The sequence below is a fragment of the Arthrobacter sp. CAU 1506 genome (assembly GCF_005047635.1).
In the GTDB taxonomy this organism is placed as follows: domain Bacteria; phylum Actinomycetota; class Actinomycetes; order Actinomycetales; family Micrococcaceae; genus Crystallibacter.
This window is the reverse complement of the sequence record NZ_SUKC01000019.1, coordinates 13619-30996: the sequence shown is the minus strand read 5'-3', so window position 1 is coordinate 30996 and position 17378 is coordinate 13619. Positions and strand designations below refer to the sequence as shown.

The 17378-nt window shown below is 62.5% G+C and carries 15 protein-coding genes; 14 read left to right on the top strand and 1 reads right to left on the bottom strand.

Annotation, left to right across the window (positions count from 1 at the left end):
* Window positions 1-64: 64 nt before the first annotated feature.
* From E4J89_RS17205 to E4J89_RS19820, 7 genes are all read left to right on the top strand, one after another.
* Window positions 65-1381: an MFS transporter gene (locus E4J89_RS17205; protein WP_136787443.1), complete on the top strand. Its 1317-nt coding sequence runs from the start codon at window positions 65-67 to the stop codon at window positions 1379-1381.
* Window positions 1378-2676: a Rid family hydrolase gene (locus tag E4J89_RS17200; RefSeq protein WP_136787442.1), complete on the top strand. Its 1299-nt coding sequence runs from the start codon at window positions 1378-1380 to the stop codon at window positions 2674-2676. Before E4J89_RS17205 ends, E4J89_RS17200 begins: the two co-directional genes overlap by 4 nt.
* Window positions 2677-2763: 87 nt before the next feature.
* Window positions 2764-4737, top strand: a complete 1974-nt coding sequence (acs, locus tag E4J89_RS17195; protein WP_136787441.1) for an acetate--CoA ligase — start codon at window positions 2764-2766, stop codon at window positions 4735-4737.
* A 633-nt stretch (window positions 4738-5370) separates the two neighbouring features.
* A complete protein-coding gene (locus E4J89_RS17190; protein WP_240691960.1) occupies window positions 5371-6492 on the top strand; it encodes a tyrosine-type recombinase/integrase in 1122 nt (373 codons plus the stop codon).
* Window positions 6485-6838, top strand: a complete 354-nt coding sequence (locus tag E4J89_RS17185; RefSeq protein WP_136787440.1) for a helix-turn-helix transcriptional regulator — start codon at window positions 6485-6487, stop codon at window positions 6836-6838. The genes E4J89_RS17190 and E4J89_RS17185 overlap by 8 nt, the downstream gene beginning before the upstream one ends.
* Entirely contained in the window at window positions 6831-7805 is a 975-nt protein-coding gene (locus E4J89_RS17180; RefSeq protein WP_240691959.1) for a hypothetical protein, read from the top strand. Before E4J89_RS17185 ends, E4J89_RS17180 begins: the two co-directional genes overlap by 8 nt.
* A gap of 5 nt (window positions 7806-7810) precedes the next feature.
* Entirely contained in the window at window positions 7811-8347 is a 537-nt protein-coding gene (locus tag E4J89_RS19820; RefSeq protein WP_240691958.1) for a hypothetical protein, read from the top strand.
* A gap of 390 nt (window positions 8348-8737) precedes the next feature.
* Here the strand turns inward: E4J89_RS19820 and E4J89_RS17175 are convergent, their stop codons facing one another.
* Window positions 8738-9445 carry an EthD domain-containing protein gene (locus E4J89_RS17175; protein ID WP_136787439.1) on the bottom strand — a complete coding sequence of 236 codons (708 nt, stop codon included), beginning with the start codon at window positions 9443-9445 and terminating at the stop codon, window positions 8738-8740.
* 520 nt (window positions 9446-9965) lie between these two features.
* On the opposite strand from E4J89_RS17175, the gene E4J89_RS17170 reads away from it, so the two are divergent.
* The 7 genes from E4J89_RS17170 (at window position 9966) to E4J89_RS17140 (ending at window position 17363) form a co-directional block, all read left to right on the top strand.
* Window positions 9966-11321 (top strand): ABC transporter substrate-binding protein, encoded by a 1356-nt coding sequence (locus E4J89_RS17170; RefSeq protein WP_240691965.1) that lies wholly within the window; start codon window positions 9966-9968, stop codon window positions 11319-11321.
* Between the two features lie 47 nt (window positions 11322-11368).
* Complete coding sequence (locus tag E4J89_RS17165; RefSeq protein WP_136787437.1) at window positions 11369-12328, top strand: ABC transporter permease; 960 nt, start codon at window positions 11369-11371, stop codon at window positions 12326-12328.
* Window positions 12309-13169, top strand: coding sequence for an ABC transporter permease (locus tag E4J89_RS17160; protein ID WP_169304047.1), 861 nt, complete (start codon window positions 12309-12311; stop codon window positions 13167-13169). The genes E4J89_RS17165 and E4J89_RS17160 overlap by 20 nt, the downstream gene beginning before the upstream one ends.
* The gene (locus tag E4J89_RS17155; protein WP_136787435.1) at window positions 13166-14239 is read left to right on the top strand and encodes an ABC transporter ATP-binding protein; all 1074 of its coding nucleotides are present in this window, start codon (window positions 13166-13168) and stop codon (window positions 14237-14239) included. The genes E4J89_RS17160 and E4J89_RS17155 overlap by 4 nt, the downstream gene beginning before the upstream one ends.
* On the top strand, window positions 14236-15207 hold the full coding sequence (locus E4J89_RS17150; protein ID WP_136787434.1) for an oligopeptide/dipeptide ABC transporter ATP-binding protein: 972 nt from the start codon (window positions 14236-14238) through the stop codon (window positions 15205-15207). Before E4J89_RS17155 ends, E4J89_RS17150 begins: the two co-directional genes overlap by 4 nt.
* 28 nt (window positions 15208-15235) lie before the next feature.
* Window positions 15236-16489 carry a M24 family metallopeptidase gene (locus E4J89_RS17145; RefSeq protein WP_136787433.1) on the top strand — a complete coding sequence of 418 codons (1254 nt, stop codon included), beginning with the start codon at window positions 15236-15238 and terminating at the stop codon, window positions 16487-16489.
* 166 nt (window positions 16490-16655) lie between these two features.
* Window positions 16656-17363 (top strand): GntR family transcriptional regulator, encoded by a 708-nt coding sequence (locus tag E4J89_RS17140; protein WP_136787432.1) that lies wholly within the window; start codon window positions 16656-16658, stop codon window positions 17361-17363.
* The last annotated feature ends 15 nt before the right edge of the window (window positions 17364-17378 follow it).

Genomic DNA, 17378 nt, shown 5'->3' with positions numbered 1-17378 from the left:
GACGCGCGCGAAGAACAGCACGCGCAATGTCACCACAACTACTTCGAACCGTTAGAGGAGCATCATGACTATCGTCAAGAACCGGGGCGGACGCCCGGTAATCGCCGCCACAATTGGCACCTCCCTCGAGTGGTACGACTACTTCCTCTACGGCTCGATGGCCGTCATCGTCTTCCCCGCCGTATTCTTTCCCAGCGGTGACCCGCTAATCAGCACCTTGGTCTCCGTTTCAACTTTCGGTCTCGGCTTCCTGGTGCGTCCGCTGGGGGCCTTCGTATTCGGCCGTATCGGCGACCGCCTCGGTCGTAGAGACGCCCTGATGTACACAATGGTTCTCATGGGCGTCGCGACCCTCGCGATCGCGCTGACGCCAGGGTTCAACGATATTGGTATTTGGGCACCGATCGTCGTGATCATTGCCCGGCTCCTCCAAGGTCTGAGCGCTGGTGGGGAGTGGGGTGGCGCGGTCCTAATGTCCGTTGAACAGTCGCCGAACGAGGCGTCTCTCGGCGCGCAGAAAACAGAAAAGGCCGGCTTCTTCGGCAGCTTCGTTCAGGCGGCCTCTCCGATAGGGCTGATGCTCTCTAACGCAGCCATCCTAGGCGTGAGCCTGCTCGGACCCGAGGCGCTGACCGCTTGGGCTTGGCGGGTCCCGTTCTTCATCGGCGGGCTCATCGCGATCGTCGGAATCATTATTCGCCTGTCGGTACAGGAGTCGGCAGTCTTCGAAGCGATGCGGAACCAGGATGCTCTGTCCTCGACCCCGATCGCCTCGGCGTTCCGCCACGACCTCGGTGCGATGATCCTCGTTGCACTGACCTATATGGGGGTCGGCACCATCTTTTACGTCGCCGTCATTTTCGGACAGAGTTACGGGAAAGGTGTCGGGCTTACTCAGCCCGAGATGTCTCTCATCATCGTGGCCTTCGCTTTCGCGATGCTCGTCGCTAGCATCATAGCTGGTGCGCACTCCGACCGGATTGGACACAAACGGTCGATGCTTATCGGGCTAGCTGGATGCGCCCTTTACGCACCGCTATGGATCCTGATGTTCTCCAGCGGAGCCTTCGCACTCAGCCTTCTATCCTTCGTGATTCTCGCCGTTATCTTCTCATACTGCTGGGCACCGATGGCGGCCTTCTTCGCCCGAGCGATGAGCACGGCCTCACGCTACAGCAGTCTCTCGATCGGCTACCAGATGGGGTCAATCCTTGGCGGAGCACTTCCGCCAATCATTGCCGTGTGGATGTTCGGCACAACTGGATCCATTTGGGCCATCCTCGGATATATCGTCTTGACCCTCATCATCTCTCTGCTCGCCGCGACCAGGCTGACACAGCACACTGTCAAGGTCAGAGTGGCCGTTTCGGAGGCATCATGACAGCAGCCCACGAGTCCACAGACATGTCGGCACGTGCTGTCGGAGCGCTGGGAATTGGAGCCATGGGCTCAGGCATGGCAGCCAGACTGTTAGCCGCCGGATTCGAGCTGCATGTCTTAGATGGAAGAGCGACGTCAACCATCAACCGACTCAGTACCTCCGGTACGATCCGCCGCCACCACTCCATACAAGAACTGGCCGGCTTCGCCCCGCATGTTCTCACTTGTCTGCCGACTGGTGAAGATGTCCTCGCGGTTGCCAAGTCTCTCCCGATTGACGGAGAGGGCCGGCGTGCCTTCATCGACTGTTCGACTGTGGGAGTGAGCGCCGTTGGCGATATCCGGAGCGCCGTCGAGTCTGCTGGCTGGCAATACGTCGACGCACCGGTGACTGGTGGTCCGCAACGTGCCGCCAAAGGCGAACTCCTCAGTTATTTCGCCGTTGATGGTCGCCCACGTGATGGGGTAAGGGAGATCCTCAGCACCTTCTGTACTCGCATGGTGGAGCTCGACTCCCCAGGAATGGGGCAGCTCCTGAAGCTAGCTAACAACGCCATCCTGCTCGGTCTGGTCACACTTAACGGCTACGCGCTGACCTTCGCTCAGAGCATGGGAATTTCTCCCCAAGAATTCGCCGAGATCACCCGAGATGGGGCTGGAGACAACTGGCAGCTGCAGAACTACCTGCCGACAGCGCTCGAACCCGGATCAAAACCCGGCTTCGCCTTAAATCTTGCCCACAAGGATCTCCGGCTGGTGCTCGATGCAGCCGGTCGCCTAGGACTGGACACCACCGTACTCACCTCAATCGAAAAGCTCTATGACCGTGCGTCCCTGACCGAACGGGGAGCCGGACAAAGGGCCGACTTTAGTGCCGTAATCCAGGAGCTCAGCTCCACTCAGAAAGGAATACCTATGCCGACGACCACCGTCATGACAACGCAAGCTCCGGAGTGGAGGGGGCTGCCCTATCCGCAAGCAGTCAGGGCCGGCGATTTCTTGTTCATTTCGGGACAACTCGGAGTGGACCTCGCTACAGGAAAGCCTGTCGGCGATGCACGAGAACAAACACGGTTAATCTTCGAGTACTTGCAAGAGATTCTCGCCGCCGCCGATCTCAGCTTGGATAACGTGGTGAAGACCACATGCTTCCTCACAGATCGGGAACGGGACTACGACGCGTTCAACGATGTGTACAGCACCTACCTCGAAGGGGCCGCACGTGCGACTGTGCAAGTCGCTGCCCTGGCGCCTGGCTGCTTCGTCGAGGTAGAAGCAATCGCCCACATTGCCTGACACCCACCATGCGTTAGGTGAGTAGCAGATGTTACGGATCAGGCGCCCCCATGCCACCTTGGCTGCTTTACCCAGAAGGATATACATATGCCCCTGCAATCAGCTACCGGCGATGCTTTGGAAAACCTGCTCCAAGAGAACCGCACGTTTGCGCCAAGCGCTGAATTCGCGGCGGCAGCGGTGGCCAAGCCGGGTGTTTACGCGGAAGCCGAGGCGGACCGTCCGGCTTTCTGGGCCCAGCAGGCCCGCGAGGTCCTGTCCTGGGACAAGGACTTCAGCCAGGCCCTGGACTGGTCCGAGGCGCCCTTCGCCAAATGGTTCGTGGGCGGCGAGCTGAACGCTGCCTACAACGCGCTGGACCGGCACGTGGAGAACGGTCTGGGCGACCGGGTGGCGATCCATTTCGAGGGCGAACCCGGCGACACCCGCACCTACACGTACGCGCAGCTGACCGAAGAGGTGAAGAAGGCCGCCAACGCGTTCGAATCCCTCGGCGTGGCCAAGGGCGACCGGGTGGCCGTATACCTGCCGATGATCCCGGAAGCGGTGATCACCATGCTGGCCTGCGCGCGGATCGGCGCCGTGCACTCGGTGGTCTTCGGCGGTTTCTCCGCCGATGCGCTGCGGTCCCGGATTGATGACGCAGAGGCGAAGCTGGTGGTGACCGCCGACGGCACCTGGCGCCGCGGCAAGCCCTCCCCGCTCAAGCCGGCCGTGGACGAGGCTCTCTCCGCCCCGGGGCACACCGTGTCCAACGTGGTGGTGGTCAAGCGCAACGGCGAGCCGGTGGACTGGCACGAAGGCCGCGACCAGTGGTGGGCGGATACCGTGGAGACCGCCTCCGCGGAACACAGCCCGGTGCCGCACGATTCCGAGCACCCGCTGTTCATCCTCTACACCTCCGGCACCACCGGGAAGCCGAAGGGCATCCTGCACACCACCGGCGGCTACCTCACGCAGACCGCGTACACCCACAAGGTGGTCTTCGACCTGAAACCGGAAACCGACGTGTTCTGGTGCACCGCTGACATTGGCTGGGTCACCGGCCACTCCTACGTCACCTACGCCCCGCTGATCAACGGCGCCACCCAGGTCATGTACGAGGGCACCCCCGATTCGCCGCACCAGGGCCGCTGGTGGGAGATCGTGGAAAAGTACAAGGTCTCCATCCTCTACACCGCGCCGACCGCGATCCGCACCATGATGAAGTGGGGCGAGGACATCCCGGCCAAGTTCGACCTGTCGTCCATCCGCGTGCTCGGCTCCGTGGGCGAACCCATCAACCCCGAGGCCTGGATGTGGTACCGCCGCGTCATCGGCGGCGACAAGGCCCCGATCGTGGACACCTGGTGGCAGACCGAGACCGGCGCACACATGATCGCCCCGTTGCCCGGCGTCACCGCCACCAAGCCCGGCTCTGCGCAGGTCGCCGTGCCGGGCATCGCCGTGGACGTGGTGGACGAACTCGGCGCCTCCGTCCCGGACGGGCACGGGGGTTACTTGGTGGTCCGCGAGCCGTGGCCGGCCATGCTGCGCGGCATCTGGGGCGACCCGGAACGGTTCAAGGAAACCTACTGGTCCCGGTTCGACAACATGTACTTCGCCGGCGACGGCGCCAAGAAGGACGACGACGGCGACATCTGGCTGCTCGGCCGGGTGGACGACGTGATGAACGTCTCCGGCCACCGGCTCTCCACCACCGAGATCGAATCCGCGCTCGTATCCCACCCCGCGGTCGCCGAAGCCGCCGTGGTCGGCGCCAAGGACGAAACCACCGGCGAAGCCGTCGTCGCGTTCGTCATCCTGCGCGGCGAGGCTGCCACGCAGCAAGGCACAGATCCGGACATCGTCGCCACGCTGCGCAACCACGTGGGCAAGGAGATCGGCCCGATCGCCAAACCGCGCACCATCCTGGTAGTGCCGGAACTGCCCAAGACCCGCTCCGGCAAAATCATGCGCAGACTGCTCAAGGACGTCGCCGAAGGACGCGAAGTCGGCGACGCCACCACCCTGGCCGACAACACCGTGATGCAACAGATCGCCGCCTCACTGAACGGGTGACCCGGCGACACAAGCGCACCCGTATGTCCAGCGGCAACCTACGAATGCGGGCAGCATAGGATCCTGCCCTGCCCTAATCAGCTGAGACCTGGCAACACTGGGCAGGCCGGCAAAAAAGATGCCTCCCCCAAAACCCCGTCGATCATAGCGGCTGCCGGTGCTTTCCGGTATCCGTTTCGCCGGTTAATACCGCAGCCGCGACGCGTCCGCCCGGAATGGTCAGATTCTGCAGCATTGCCTTTAGCGAAAGTTTGTCGCATAGACCGGTCCCACTCCGCGTCATGGATGAGCGAGATCTTATGCAAGTACGTGAAAGTGGGCGATGGAATTCGCGTTCCATCAGGGCTCATTACTGTCCCGTTTGAGGATCCTCCAACGCTCCGCTCCCCCCGATGTCAGTCTCCGCTCAGCAACGGCCCCGGTCGACATATTCACGGTTATCGGCGGTTAAAGTACGGGAGTAGAAGTAGCTGCGAGAACTTCCGTTCCACGGCTATTTCGGTGTTTTCGCAGATCAGACGAGTCTTTACTGCAATGACAGCATTGGGGTGCTCGGTGTGAATTTGCTCCTGGATCCCTTGCCGCTGTAGGTTTCCTGCATCTAATGCATGATTCCATGGTTTAGGGGTTGCAGTGAGTGGTGCCGTTCCGGGTTTCGTCCCGCGGATGCTGGTGGATCCGACTGTCGGGCTTTTCAGGGCCGACGAGCGTGTTTTCACGGCCATGCTGGATGGCTGGCGGGCGCAGATGCTGGCCCGTGGGCTCACGACGCAGACCATCAAGCAGCGCTGCCAGCTGCTGGCGCGGTTCCAGGAATTCACCGGTGAGTTTCCGTGGCAATGGCGTCCGGTGGACATAGATGAGTTCCTGGCCGGACTGCGTTCCGGTGAGAAGCCGATCAGCCTCAAGACGCTGCGCTCGTACAGCAATGCCGTGGCGATGTTCTGCTCCTACCTGACGCATCCTGGCTATGGGTGGGGCGAGTTCTGCGAACGCACTTTTGGCGATATCCCGAGCCAGATCTGCTTTGAATGGAACACGCCCAGGCACACGACCGATGACGCCGTGCCGGCGCAGCGGCGGGCATTCACCAAGGTTGAGCTGCAACGGCTTTTCGATCACATCGACGATCTCGTCGACCGTGAGTACGCGGCCGGCAGTAAGCGCTGGCTGCCGCTGTTCCGTGATTCGGTGGCGTTCAAAGTCTGTTATGCCTATGGTCTTCGCCGGCGGGAGATGACGATGCTGGATCTGGAGGACTTCGGCCCCAATCCCCACGTCACTGACTATGGCCGCTTTGGTGCCGTCCAGGTGCGGTTTGCCAAAGGCACGGCAGGTTCAGGACCCAGGCGGCGGACTGTTCTGACCGTGCCGGAGTTCGACTGGGTCGTGGATCAGCTGCGTACCTGGACCGGCGGGATGCGGGCGCGGTTCCCAACAGCTGACCGGTCATCGGCGCTCTGGCCAAGCGAACGGGGCGCCCGGATGTCACTTGGCAGCTTCGGCGATGCCTTCGCAGCAGCACGCGACGCCGTTGGATTGCCCAAGGAACTGGGGCTGCACTGCCTCAGACACTCCTACGTGACCCACCTGATCGAAGCCGGCTACGACCCGGCATTCGTGCAGACGCAGGTCGGCCACTCGTACGCCTCGACCACCGGCCTCTACACGTCGGTATCGTCGGACTTCAAGCAGAAAACCGTGCAACAGATGATCGCACGCCGCATCACCACCTTGGAGGACCCAGATGCCTGAACAGCGCCGGATCGGCTACCGCTGGAATTTGCGTGCCCTCATGGCCAAGCGAAACCTCTGGAAGACCACCGAACTGATGCCGCTGCTGAAATCCCGCGGCATCAACCTGTCCGAGAGCCAGGTTTACCGGCTGGTCACGGCCACGCCGGAACGCATTCCGGCCAGGACGTTCGCGGCCCTTTGCGACATCCTGGACTGCACCCCCAACGACCTGTTCGAACCCTTCGTCGAGCTGCGCGCCGCCGCGACAGCCGACGCACCGCAGCGCAGCGAAGACCTGGGCATCCAACCCGGTAACCCGATCGCCAAACGCATCCGCCTCGTCACCCCCGAAGACGGTGAGTAGGCCCCGCAAGCCGGAGGACCCGATCCGCTGGCCGGTCCCCTGTAATCGTTGCGGCCAGCACCACCAAACCGTTGCACGGTGGCCCGACGGCGGAGTCTGCGGCTACTGCTACCAGCAAGCCAAACGCACCCGCGGCGTCTGCGCCTGCGGACACGAAGGCGTCCTGCCCGGCCTCATCGACGCCCAACCCGCGTGCCGTCGATGCTCGGGCATCCGCCTCAACGTCGACTGCCGGTCCTGCGGAGCCGAGGACGAACTTCACAGCGGCGGCCGCTGCTGGACCTGCGTCCTCGGCCATGCCGTGGATAACCTGCTGACCGACCCGGCCACGGGATCCGTCTCCAACGATTTGATCCCTCTGGCGGCGGCGTTGAAGTCGATGAAACGGGCCAACAGCGGCCTGACCTGGATCCGGCAAAAGCACGTCACAGCGTTCCTTCGAAGCCTCGCGACCGCACCCGCGATCACGCACGAAACTTTCGACGGACTGCCCGAGTCACGCACCCGCGAATACGTCCGAGGACTCCTCATCGAGCACGGGGTGCTCCCCCGACGGGACGAGCTCCGGATGCGCTACGACAGTTGGGCCGCACAAGCCCTCGAACGCGTGAGTGACCTGCAGAACCGTGAAGTGATCCGCCGCTACATCCGCTGGCACCACCAACGACGGATGAACCACATGGATGAAGTCAGCCGCGGAACCTTCCTGCGTGCCAAACAGGAGGTCACCGTGGCCATCGACCTGCTCAACTGGCTCACCGGCCAGGGCATCAAACTGCCCGAACTGCAACAATCCCACCTGGATGTCTGGCAAGCAGAAGGGCCAACGACGCGGCGCATCGCCGAGCGCTTCCTCAAATGGGCCATCAAAATCAAGGCCGCTCCGGCAGGTCTCGCCATCCTCCCGCACCGCCGCGGAACCAGTCCCAAACTCGACAAGACAAGACAGGACAGGACGAAGCGCTGAACAAGGTGCTTCAACTGGACGGACTCGACGCACGGGACAGGGCCGCCGCGATCCTCATCCTCGTCTTCGGACAGCAAGCTGAAAACATCGCTCGGCTAACCTGGCACGACGTGACCATCACCGAAGACCTGGTCACCGTCCGGTTCGGGACAATCCAGATCGCATTGCCGGATCCGCTGGACCTGCCGTGGCGGGAACTCGCCGAGAATCCCGGCCACGACCTCACCGCCTCACACCCGAGCACCAACTGGGTATTCCGCGGAACATCGCCAGGACGACACATCAACCCAGGTCACCTGACAGTGCGATTGCGCAGAATATTCAGCACCCGGGCGGCACGGCTCGGAACTCTCCACGAACTTACCAAACTCGCGCCCGTGGCCATCATTGCCGATGCGCTCGGCTACTCCCCGGCTACGATCGAGCGCCACGCCACTGACTCGGCCGCCGCTTACGCCCAATACATCGCAGCAGCAAGAACCTCCCGGCGAAACACGCCACGTGCCGCCACAGGCCGAACTTTCGAAAGCGCAACCAGCTAAGAGGGCTTACGGCAACGACGGAAATCGCCTACTCCCGGCTCATGAATACCCGCGCATGCCAGTTGAATCAATCGAAGAACAGGGGCTTTCCTAATTTCGGTTGATCAGGCCACGCGACACTGTTCCCAGCCCCGATTCGCGTATGCCATCGGAGTTCACCGCAAGATTCTTGACGCGGGTTAGGTGCTAAACGTCAGACCTGTGTTCGGGCCCTACTTGTCTGTGAGCACCGGAAAAAACATGGTTCCATGGCCTGGATAAGTTGAACTTACGTGAGCAGCTGGCCGGTTTCATGCCGAGCGCTTGCTCCTCTCCAGTACCCTCGGCACATGTTCTATTTCAATTGCAATTGACGCAGTTCCCAACACCCTCAGCCGGGGGACGCCCATTTCAGGCGGGAGTTGCTCCGCGCAGGGTCGTGCGATGACAGAAGAGCAGTTCGGTTAGCGACTGGTCGACGAATCTATCAAGGTCTGCCATGACCAGCGGGATACTGGCGTCGCTCGCGAAGCGGCGGTTACGAAAGTCGAGCAGCGTAGGATAGTAGGCTTGGAAAATGCCATCAAACTGCACGGCATCGGGCGTGAGGTCCTCGCTCACCGCGGCTTGGCGCAGCTGATAGGTGCCGGGGTGGTGGACCCCGACCATCTGAGAGTGCTCTTTGCGCCAGACTTCGATAAACCTCTCGCGGGACACATCCTGCCGGCGGCGAAGGAAGCCTAAGCGCCAGAGCCCGTCGTTCTCACCCTCTCCCCCCGTGTGGGCCTCGCCGGCAAAATTCGTGATCGATTCGGTCATGAGATAGGCATCGGCTCCCCCAGCGGTCAGCTGATCGAGCACTTCCGCCGGCATACCTGTCCCCTCGGGGACGTAGGCGTGAATCAGACCGGTGATATCGGGCGAGTCGGCAACCTCCAGTTGTGGGTAGCCGACGCGCTCGTCAAGGACGAGTCGAGTGATCTCATCGACGTCAAGTAGCGAAAGTGCGAGATCGATTAGATCTGCGCGATCGGTGGTGGCGGACGAACGCAGCACCACCATCCATTTTGTTGCTATCAAGGGAGTCTCCGACGAGTAGAGGACCACTGTTGTGATCATCGAGTGGTTTCAGTTGTCAGACCAATTGGAATACAAGAATTCCAAAAAATCAAACATTTTGCCTTGACATCATCAAAATAACCAGTTTTGATATACCAAACACGAGAGACTTAGTGGTGGATCACAACGAGGCGACCACCCAGATTCAACTGTTCAGCAGCACGCATTTTCCGTTCACCGGCGTTTGTGATCTTTCTATGGATGCCGGTCTCCGCCCCTGCGCGTCGGGTCGCACCCCCTGGTCGATCCGCGGCGTTCGAACCTCGCCCGGCACAACGCCGGCTTCTCCGAGAGGAACTACGTTATGACGAAATCGAAGATGAGGGTTGTGCGCACAGCCGGGCTCGCCGCATTAGCGGCGTCCGCTCTCGTGCTGTCCGCGTGCTCCGGTTCTCCATCGTCCAGTGCAGGTGGCGACGGTGCTGTCGCAGCTGATGGAGGGCACCTGACTGTTGTCACTAGTGCCCGCGGGTGGGAGGGGCTGGACCCCGCAGCCTCGGCTGTCTCGACTTACCGCGTGATGTTGTTCTCAATCTACGATCCGCTCTTCAAACTCGATGAGAAGGGAGAGGTCGTTCCATGGCTAGTCAAGGAGGCGAGCAGCAGTGATGACGGCCTCGAGTGGACCTTCGAACTGCAGGATGGAGTCAAGTTCCACGACGGCACCGATTTCAACGCCGAAGCGGTGAAGATTAACCTCGACCGGCAGACCGATACAGAGAAACGTTCGGGCGAGGGCGGGAACCTGCCCCGGGGGGCCATGTCGACCGAGGTGGTTGACGACTTGACGGTTAAGATCCTTCTCGATGATCCGGTGGAATCGCTAACCTCTGCTCTTGCCTCATCGGTCGTTGGGCTCATGGCCTCGCCATCAGCCATCGAGAAGTACGGCGAGGACTACGGGCTTCACCCGGTTGGCACAGGCCCATTCGTGTTCGACGATACGGCACACATCGTCGGTCAGTCGGCCCACGCGACCAAAAACGAGGACTACTGGGTGGATGGTCAGCCGAAGCTCGACGAGATCACGTTCAAGCAGATGGACTCTGCCGCTTCCGGGCTGCAGGCGCTCCGCTCGGGCGAGGCACAGATGCTCGACAACGCGGGTCCTATGCAGGTTGACGCCATCGCCGGCGACAGCGACTTCACCGGTGTCTTCCAGCCCCCGGTAACGGTCAGCCAACTCTACATGAACACGAAGAAAGCACCGTTCGACGATATTCGCGCCCGGCAGGCGATTACCTTGGCAATCGACCAGCAGGATCTGATCGACAACCTCTTTTACGGTATCGGCGCTCCGGCATCCTCACCGATCGGCTCCGGCAGCTGGGCCTTCCCCGGATGGGTCGAGTCGTACCCGAAGCCAGATGTCGAGGCAGCCAAAAAGCTCGTCGACGAGATCGGCGGCCTCTCCTTCACCGGCCTCTTCGCCAACACGAGCGAGGGCGCGGAGCTCGGGGCAGCGATCCAGTCGCAGCTGGCCCGAGCGGGCATCAAGATGGAAGTCTCGACGCCAGACCAGGCCACACGCATTTCCGATACATTCGGGGGTAAGTTCGAGCTAGTCCAATTCGCGGTAATGGGATCCGCCGATCCCGACGTGCTCTTCCGCCCCTGGTTCGATCCGAGCGGGGCGAACCCCAGCGGCATCGACGACGCCGAGCTCCACTCGTTGCTCATGGAGGCCCGCACTACGCCGGGTAACGACGCCCGCGCCGCGATTTATGCCAAGGCTGCCGAACGTGTGGCCAAGCTCTCGCCCACGGCCTATCTGGCGGAGGTACCTCTGTACAAGATCCTCTCCAGCGATCTCGTCGGCTTCTCTATGCCTCCGGCGGATGCCCCTTACATGGGCGAAGTGGCGTTCAAGAAATGAATGACCGTCAGCTTTCCCGGGAATGTCGTGAAGGCGAGGTGGTGTAGATGCGGAGAATGATCCTCGCCCGACTGGCGAGCGGTGTGCTCGTACTGTTCGGAGTGACCCTCCTGGTCTACTTTCTGGTCAACGCGCTCCCGGGGAGCGTGGCGGCAGTAATGCTCGGCGACCAAGCTACTGAAGAGGCGGTCTCCGAGCTCAGCGCCCAGCTCGGGCTGGACCGTCCCGTGATCGTGCGCTACTTCGAGTGGATGGGGGGAGCTCTCACTGGGGATCTCGGCAAGTCCTTCACTAGCGGCCAGCCGGTAAGCGAGGCAATCCTGCAGCGGATCCCTGCCACTGCCCAGCTGACGTTCATGGCGCTCGTGGTCGCGATTTTCGGTTCGGTGCTGCTGTCGGTCGTGTCGCTTAGTAAGCCGCGCGGGGTGATCGACCGTACGATCTCGACCTCGATGTTCGTCCTGCTCGCGACCCCGAACTTCCTTCTCGGACTCCTGCTGGTGTTAGCCGTCGCTGTTAGCTGGAGCCTGTTGCCGAGCAGCGGCTGGACGAGTTTCGCTGATGACCCGATCGACAACCTGAGACGCGCGATCCTGCCCACGCTGGCACTCGCTGCAGGCCCCTTAGCCATGTATACACGCTTGCTGCGCGGCGACATGATGGAGCAGATGCTCCGCAGCGATTACGTGGTGACGGCTCGGGCCAAAGGGGTGAGCGAGCGGACGATCCGGCTGCGCCATGTACTCCGGAACTCCTTGTTCCCGCTGCTCACAAATATCGGCCTCACGGTAGGGATCCTCGTCGGCGGCTCGGTCGTCATCGAGAACGTCTTCGGTATTCCTGGACTGGGCCGCTACCTCGTGCAGAGCATCGGCTCCAGAGATGCGCCGGTCGTCCTCGGAGTCGTCGTGATCATCGCTACGACCGTCGTCATAGTGAACCTACTCATCGACATCTTGTATGGTGTCCTCGACCCGAGAGTGCGGCATGAGCGTTCCAACAGTTAGCATCCATCTCCAGAAGCTGCGCCGCAGAAAATGGCAGGGGGCGCCGATCACGATCGCGCTGCCCGCGACGATCCTTCTCCTGCTACTCGTGCTCTGCTTCCTCGTGCCGCTCACCGGATGGTTGGCAGATCCCATGCAAGGCACCCTCTCCGAGGCACGAAAGCCACCCGGCTCTCCGGGCCACGCTCTCGGCAGCGACGCTCTCGGCATGGACATCCTCGCGCGGGTGCTCGTCGGCGGCCAGGCCTCCTTTATCGTCGGAATAGGCGCAACCGTTCTGGGCCTCATCGTCGGAGGCCTCTTCGGTGCCGCGGCGGGTTTCTTCCACGGCGCGTTCGATGCCATCACCATGCGGGTGCTCGATGTCTTCCTCAGCATCCCGGCGCTAGTGCTGGCCCTGACTGTCGCTGCTTTCCTCGGTCCAAGCCGCTTCAATGAGATCCTGGCGGTGACGTTCTTCCTGGCTCCTGCCAGTGCTCGTATGGCCCGAGCCGCGACCTTAAACGTGCGCCACGAGGACTACATCGCAGCGGCGCGGCTTAACGGCAGCAGCGACCTCTTCATCCTGTTCCGTCACGTCGTGCCGAACATCGCTTCGCCGATGCTCACCTTCGCGATCCTTCAGGTGGGTGTCGCGATCATCGTCCAGGCAAGCCTCAGCTACCTAGGTCTCGGTGCGCCGCCCCCGGCCCCCAGTTGGGGCAGCATGATGGCGCTAGGCCAGCAGTATCTGGCTACAGCACCATGGATCGTACTCATTCCTGGTGCCTTCCTTCTCACCACTGTCATCTGCTTGAACCTGCTCGGCGAAGCCGTGCGCGAACGATGGGATGCGCGATGATCGCCGAAACGCACACGCAATCAACCACGGCCGCCCCCGCCGTCGAAACGGTGGTCGAGGTCCGAAATCTGGTCGTCGGCACGGCGACGGCTCGCCTGGTCGACGGGGTCAGCTTCACGGTGCCTTCGGGCAGGACCGTGGCTCTCGTTGGAGAATCGGGAGCCGGAAAATCGGTTTCGGCCCGAGCGCTGATGGGTCTGCTCCCCGCAGGAGTCGAGGTGCTCGGCGGGGAGATCCTCGTGAACGGGCGGGATGTCTCCCGCTTCAATCCGCGCCAGTGGCGGAGCGTCCGTGGGCGCGAGCTGAGCATGGTGTTCCAGAACCCGCTGCGCTCACTCAATCCAACCATGCGTGTGGGCGCCCAGATCGCCGAGGCCGTCCGCCTGTACGATCCCAAGCTCGGCCGCGCGGGCGAGCGGGCCCGGGTGCTCGAGCTCCTCGAACAAGTGAGGATACCCGATCCCGAGCGGCGCCTCTTCGAGTACCCGCACCAGCTCTCTGGCGGCATGCGCCAACGGGTGGTGATCGCCATCGCCTTGGCCTCGAACCCGCGCGTGCTCATCGCCGACGAACCCACGACCGCCCTCGACGTAACGACGCAGGCGCAGATCCTCGACCTGCTCGATACGCTACAGGCCGAGAACGGAATGTCGATCGTCCTCGTTACGCACGACATCCGCGTTGCAGAAGAGCGCGCGCACGAGGTGATCGTCATGTACTCGGGGCGGATCGCTGAGACCGGCCGCATCGGCGACGTGGTCCGCTCACCGATGATGCCGTACACACGTGCCCTCATTGCCGCAGTACCGTCGTTCGACGTAACGCCGCGCTCGCTGCTGCCGACCATCCCAGGACGCCCGCCGCATCCCTCACAGCGGTCCGCCGGCTGCGCCTTCGCGCCGCGCTGCCCCCTCGCCGAGGCCCGCTGCGACTTAGCAATTCCCGATGTAACCTCGCGCCCCGGTAACAACGGAACGCGACAGCAGTGGAGGTGCTTCGTTACTGGGAAGACCGATCAGCCCGGGCCCACCGGCCAGGCCGGCGCATCCGAAGAAGGAGAAAAGGCATGACCGCGACCTTGAGCGAGCAGCGACCGCTGCTCTCCGTGCGGGATCTGAAGAAGTTTTTCCCTGGACCGGCAGGCGCGCCCATCCAAGCGGTCGCGGGTGTGACCTTTGATGTGCAGCCGGGTGAAGTGCTCGGGATCGTCGGCGAGACCGGCAGCGGGAAGTCAACGCTGATCCGCTCGATGCTCATGCTCGATCCACCCACCGCCGGGACCGTCGACATCGATGGCGAGAGGATCAGCTCCCTGAGAGGTACGAAGCTGCGCGAGGCGAGACAGAACGTGCAGTTGATCTTCCAGGACCCGCACTCCTGCCTCGACGGACGCTGGCGCGTCATCGATTCTATCTGCGAACCAATGCGCAATGCCGGTGTGAGTCGCACCGAAGCCCGCCGTCGAGCTCGCAAACTCATAGAGCGAGTGGGACTCGATCCCCATACCTACGCCAGCAAGTTCCCGCGCGAGCTCTCGGGAGGCCAAGTGCAGCGTATCGCCATTGCGCGGGCCATCGCCACATCACCCAAGCTCTTGGTCTGCGACGAACCCGTATCGGCACTGGACGTCTCCGTGCAGGCGCAGATCATTAACCTGTTCGAGGAACTGCGGAGGGATCTCGGTCTCACGATTGTCTTCATCTCGCACGACCTCTCGGTTGTGCGCCACATGTGCGACCGAGTTGCGGTGCTCTATCTCGGGACGCTGTGCGAGGTCGGCCCGGTGACGGAAGTGCTTCAGCAACCGGCGCACCCCTACACTCAGGCACTGCTCGACGCGGTGCCCGGTCAGGCACGCGACCGTGAGCGCGTCGTACTCAAGGGGGAGCTTCCCTCGCCGAGCGCCCCGCCTACCGGATGCCGCTTCAGAACGCGCTGCCCCATGGCGCAAGAACGTTGCGCTGTTGAGGTGCCCGAGCTCTCCCCCACGGGCGACGCGTTCGTCGCCTGCCACTTTCCCATGCGCCGGAGCGCATGACAATGCCCAGTGATCAGAAAGAGAAAACATGAACAAGACCATGAGCGAGGCCCAACAGTCGTTCGACGAGCGCTTCCCAACACTGTCCCTGGCGGAACGCGATCGACGGTATGAGAAGGTGCGCGAGTTGCTGGACAAGCATGGTCTGGACGCGCTGGTGCTTGTTGGCGGGGGCCGCGACAAACTCGACCGCTACCTCGCGAAAGAGGCGATCGCCGGTGCGGTCGTGTTCCCGCGCGAAGGAGACCCGACGCTCATCTGCCGCTTCAACGTGATGCCGCTGCTGCGGTTCGACGAAGCGGGCAAGGACACAGAACGGTGGATAGAGGACCTGCGACACGGACCGCTGCCGAAAAGGATCGGCGAGGCACTGCGCTCTACCCGTGCCGACCAAGGCCGAGTCGGAATCATCGGTCTCACGAGCTACTCCGGCGGCAACATCACACTAAACGTCAATCTCTGGAACGCGATCCAGGCCGAGCTGCCCGAGGTGACCTGGATGGACGTCGCACGTGACTTTGAGAAGATGATGTTAGTGAAGAGTCCCGAGGAGATCCGACTGGTCCGCCGCGCGGCCCAGCTGGGTGAAGACGCCTCGCTCGCCTTCCTCGAGGCTGCGAAAGAGGGGGCCCTTGAATCAGAGGTGGGAGCCGCTGCGACCTACGCGATTACAAGTCAGGGCGGCCATGAGGTACCGCCCGGGATGCTGCTGCGCAGCGGCAGCAAGTGGCTGATCGGCCCGCCTGAGTGGGGGTACTCGGGCGAGGAACCGCGTCGGTTGCGCCGCGGGGATCTGATTGGCTCAGAGCTCTTCGCCTGCTACGGCGGTTACGAGACTCAGCAGCAGATGCATGTCTTCATCGGCGAGCCCGATGCCGAGACCCTGCGCCGGGCCGCAACCGCGCAGCTTGCGAACGAGGTTGGCGCCGCCATGCTGAAACCCGGCGCGCTTTTCTCAGAGGTCTACACCGCCATGCAGGAGGTGGTGCTCGACGCAGGGTTGTGGATTCGCGGGCCGCTCGTGCAGACCGTCGGTCCTGTCTTCATCAACAGTCCCATGGTCGTGGGGCCCGAAACGCAGCCCGAATTGCAGAGCCTGCCGGTACCAGAGCACACGCCGGCGGAGGACGATTTCGAGGTGCAGGAGGGAATGACGTTCGCCCTACAGTCCTGCGCGAACGATGGGCTCTCAGGAATGTGCCTCGGCGGTAGCGTGCTGATTGGGGCAAATGGTGCAGAAGAACTCAACACGCTCGCCCGTAAGCTGCAGGTGAACGACTAGATGGGAGATCAGAAATCCACGTGTCTCACCCTTTTGTCGCGGGTTCTGCGCTCCCCCACCCGGAGATTAGCGGGTGCGCGATGATCGCCCGGAACTAGGATGTCGTTAACCGGCGCACTTCTGCCAGGACAAGCTGCAGCAGCCGCCGGAAGTCTGAGAGGAAATCATGCCAACACTCGATCGGGAACGCGTCGAAAACGTCGTGGCCGGTGGCGCGCCAGAAGTGGCACTCGATGAGTTCGTCTACGAGTGGGTCCGAGACCGGATCATTGACGGCACGCTGCCCACCGGCAGTCGCATCAGAGAGCGCGAGGTGGCCGAAGAGCTGCAGGTGTCGCGGATCCCCGTGCGGGAGGCGTTCCCGCGGCTCGAATCTGAAGGGTACATCAAGAGCTTGCATCGCCGTGGTGTCGTCGTGGCACCGATGGAACTTGAGGACGTCGTCGAGCTTTTTGCGGTGCGGCGCTCGTTGGAAGTGCTCGCAGCCAGACTTGCCGCCGAGCAGTGCGCGGCGGGCGGATCAGGGGAGAGCCTGGTCCAGCGGCTCGACGATGCGGAGGCGGCGATCGCCCGCGGGGCTGGCGATGAAATCGCCGAGGCTACGGCCGCGATACACGACGAGATCGTTGTGCTGTCGGGCAATCGCCTGCTGCAGACGCTCATGATACCCGTACGGGGTCGGGTGCAGAGGCTCTTCCACATCGTCACCGAGCGCGACGAACGGCACCTGCACCACGAACACCGCGACATGTGCTCGGCTATCGTCAACGGCGAGGTCGAGCGAGCTGCCGCGCTCGCACTCGCCCACGTCGAGCATAGCCGACACGAAACGATGCCCATCGTTGCACGAAAGCTGGGGGTGGGCGCAGCCTAACGCGATTCCTCGTCT

Bases quoted from the DNA above. Each gene is read 5' to 3' on its own strand.
- E4J89_RS17200 (WP_136787442.1), top strand. From the start codon at position 1,378: ATGACAGCAGCCCACGAGTCCACAGACATGTCGGCACGTGCTGTCGGA.
- E4J89_RS17175 (WP_136787439.1), bottom strand. From the start codon at position 9,445: ATGATCACAACAGTGGTCCTCTACTCGTCGGAGACTCCCTTGATAGCA.
- E4J89_RS17170 (WP_240691965.1), top strand. From the start codon at position 9,966: ATGTTGTTCTCAATCTACGATCCGCTCTTCAAACTCGATGAGAAGGGA.
- E4J89_RS17160 (WP_169304047.1), top strand. From the start codon at position 12,309: ATGAGCGTTCCAACAGTTAGCATCCATCTCCAGAAGCTGCGCCGCAGA.
- E4J89_RS17140 (WP_136787432.1), top strand. From the start codon at position 16,656: ATGCCAACACTCGATCGGGAACGCGTCGAAAACGTCGTGGCCGGTGGC.
- E4J89_RS17165 (WP_136787437.1), top strand. From the start codon at position 11,369: ATGCGGAGAATGATCCTCGCCCGACTGGCGAGCGGTGTGCTCGTACTG.
- E4J89_RS17155 (WP_136787435.1), top strand. From the start codon at position 13,166: ATGATCGCCGAAACGCACACGCAATCAACCACGGCCGCCCCCGCCGTC.
- E4J89_RS17145 (WP_136787433.1), top strand. From the start codon at position 15,236: ATGAACAAGACCATGAGCGAGGCCCAACAGTCGTTCGACGAGCGCTTC.
- E4J89_RS17205 (WP_136787443.1), top strand. From the start codon at position 65: ATGACTATCGTCAAGAACCGGGGCGGACGCCCGGTAATCGCCGCCACA.
- E4J89_RS17185 (WP_136787440.1), top strand. From the start codon at position 6,485: ATGCCTGAACAGCGCCGGATCGGCTACCGCTGGAATTTGCGTGCCCTC.
- E4J89_RS17150 (WP_136787434.1), top strand. From the start codon at position 14,236: ATGACCGCGACCTTGAGCGAGCAGCGACCGCTGCTCTCCGTGCGGGAT.
- acs (WP_136787441.1), top strand. From the start codon at position 2,764: ATGCCCCTGCAATCAGCTACCGGCGATGCTTTGGAAAACCTGCTCCAA.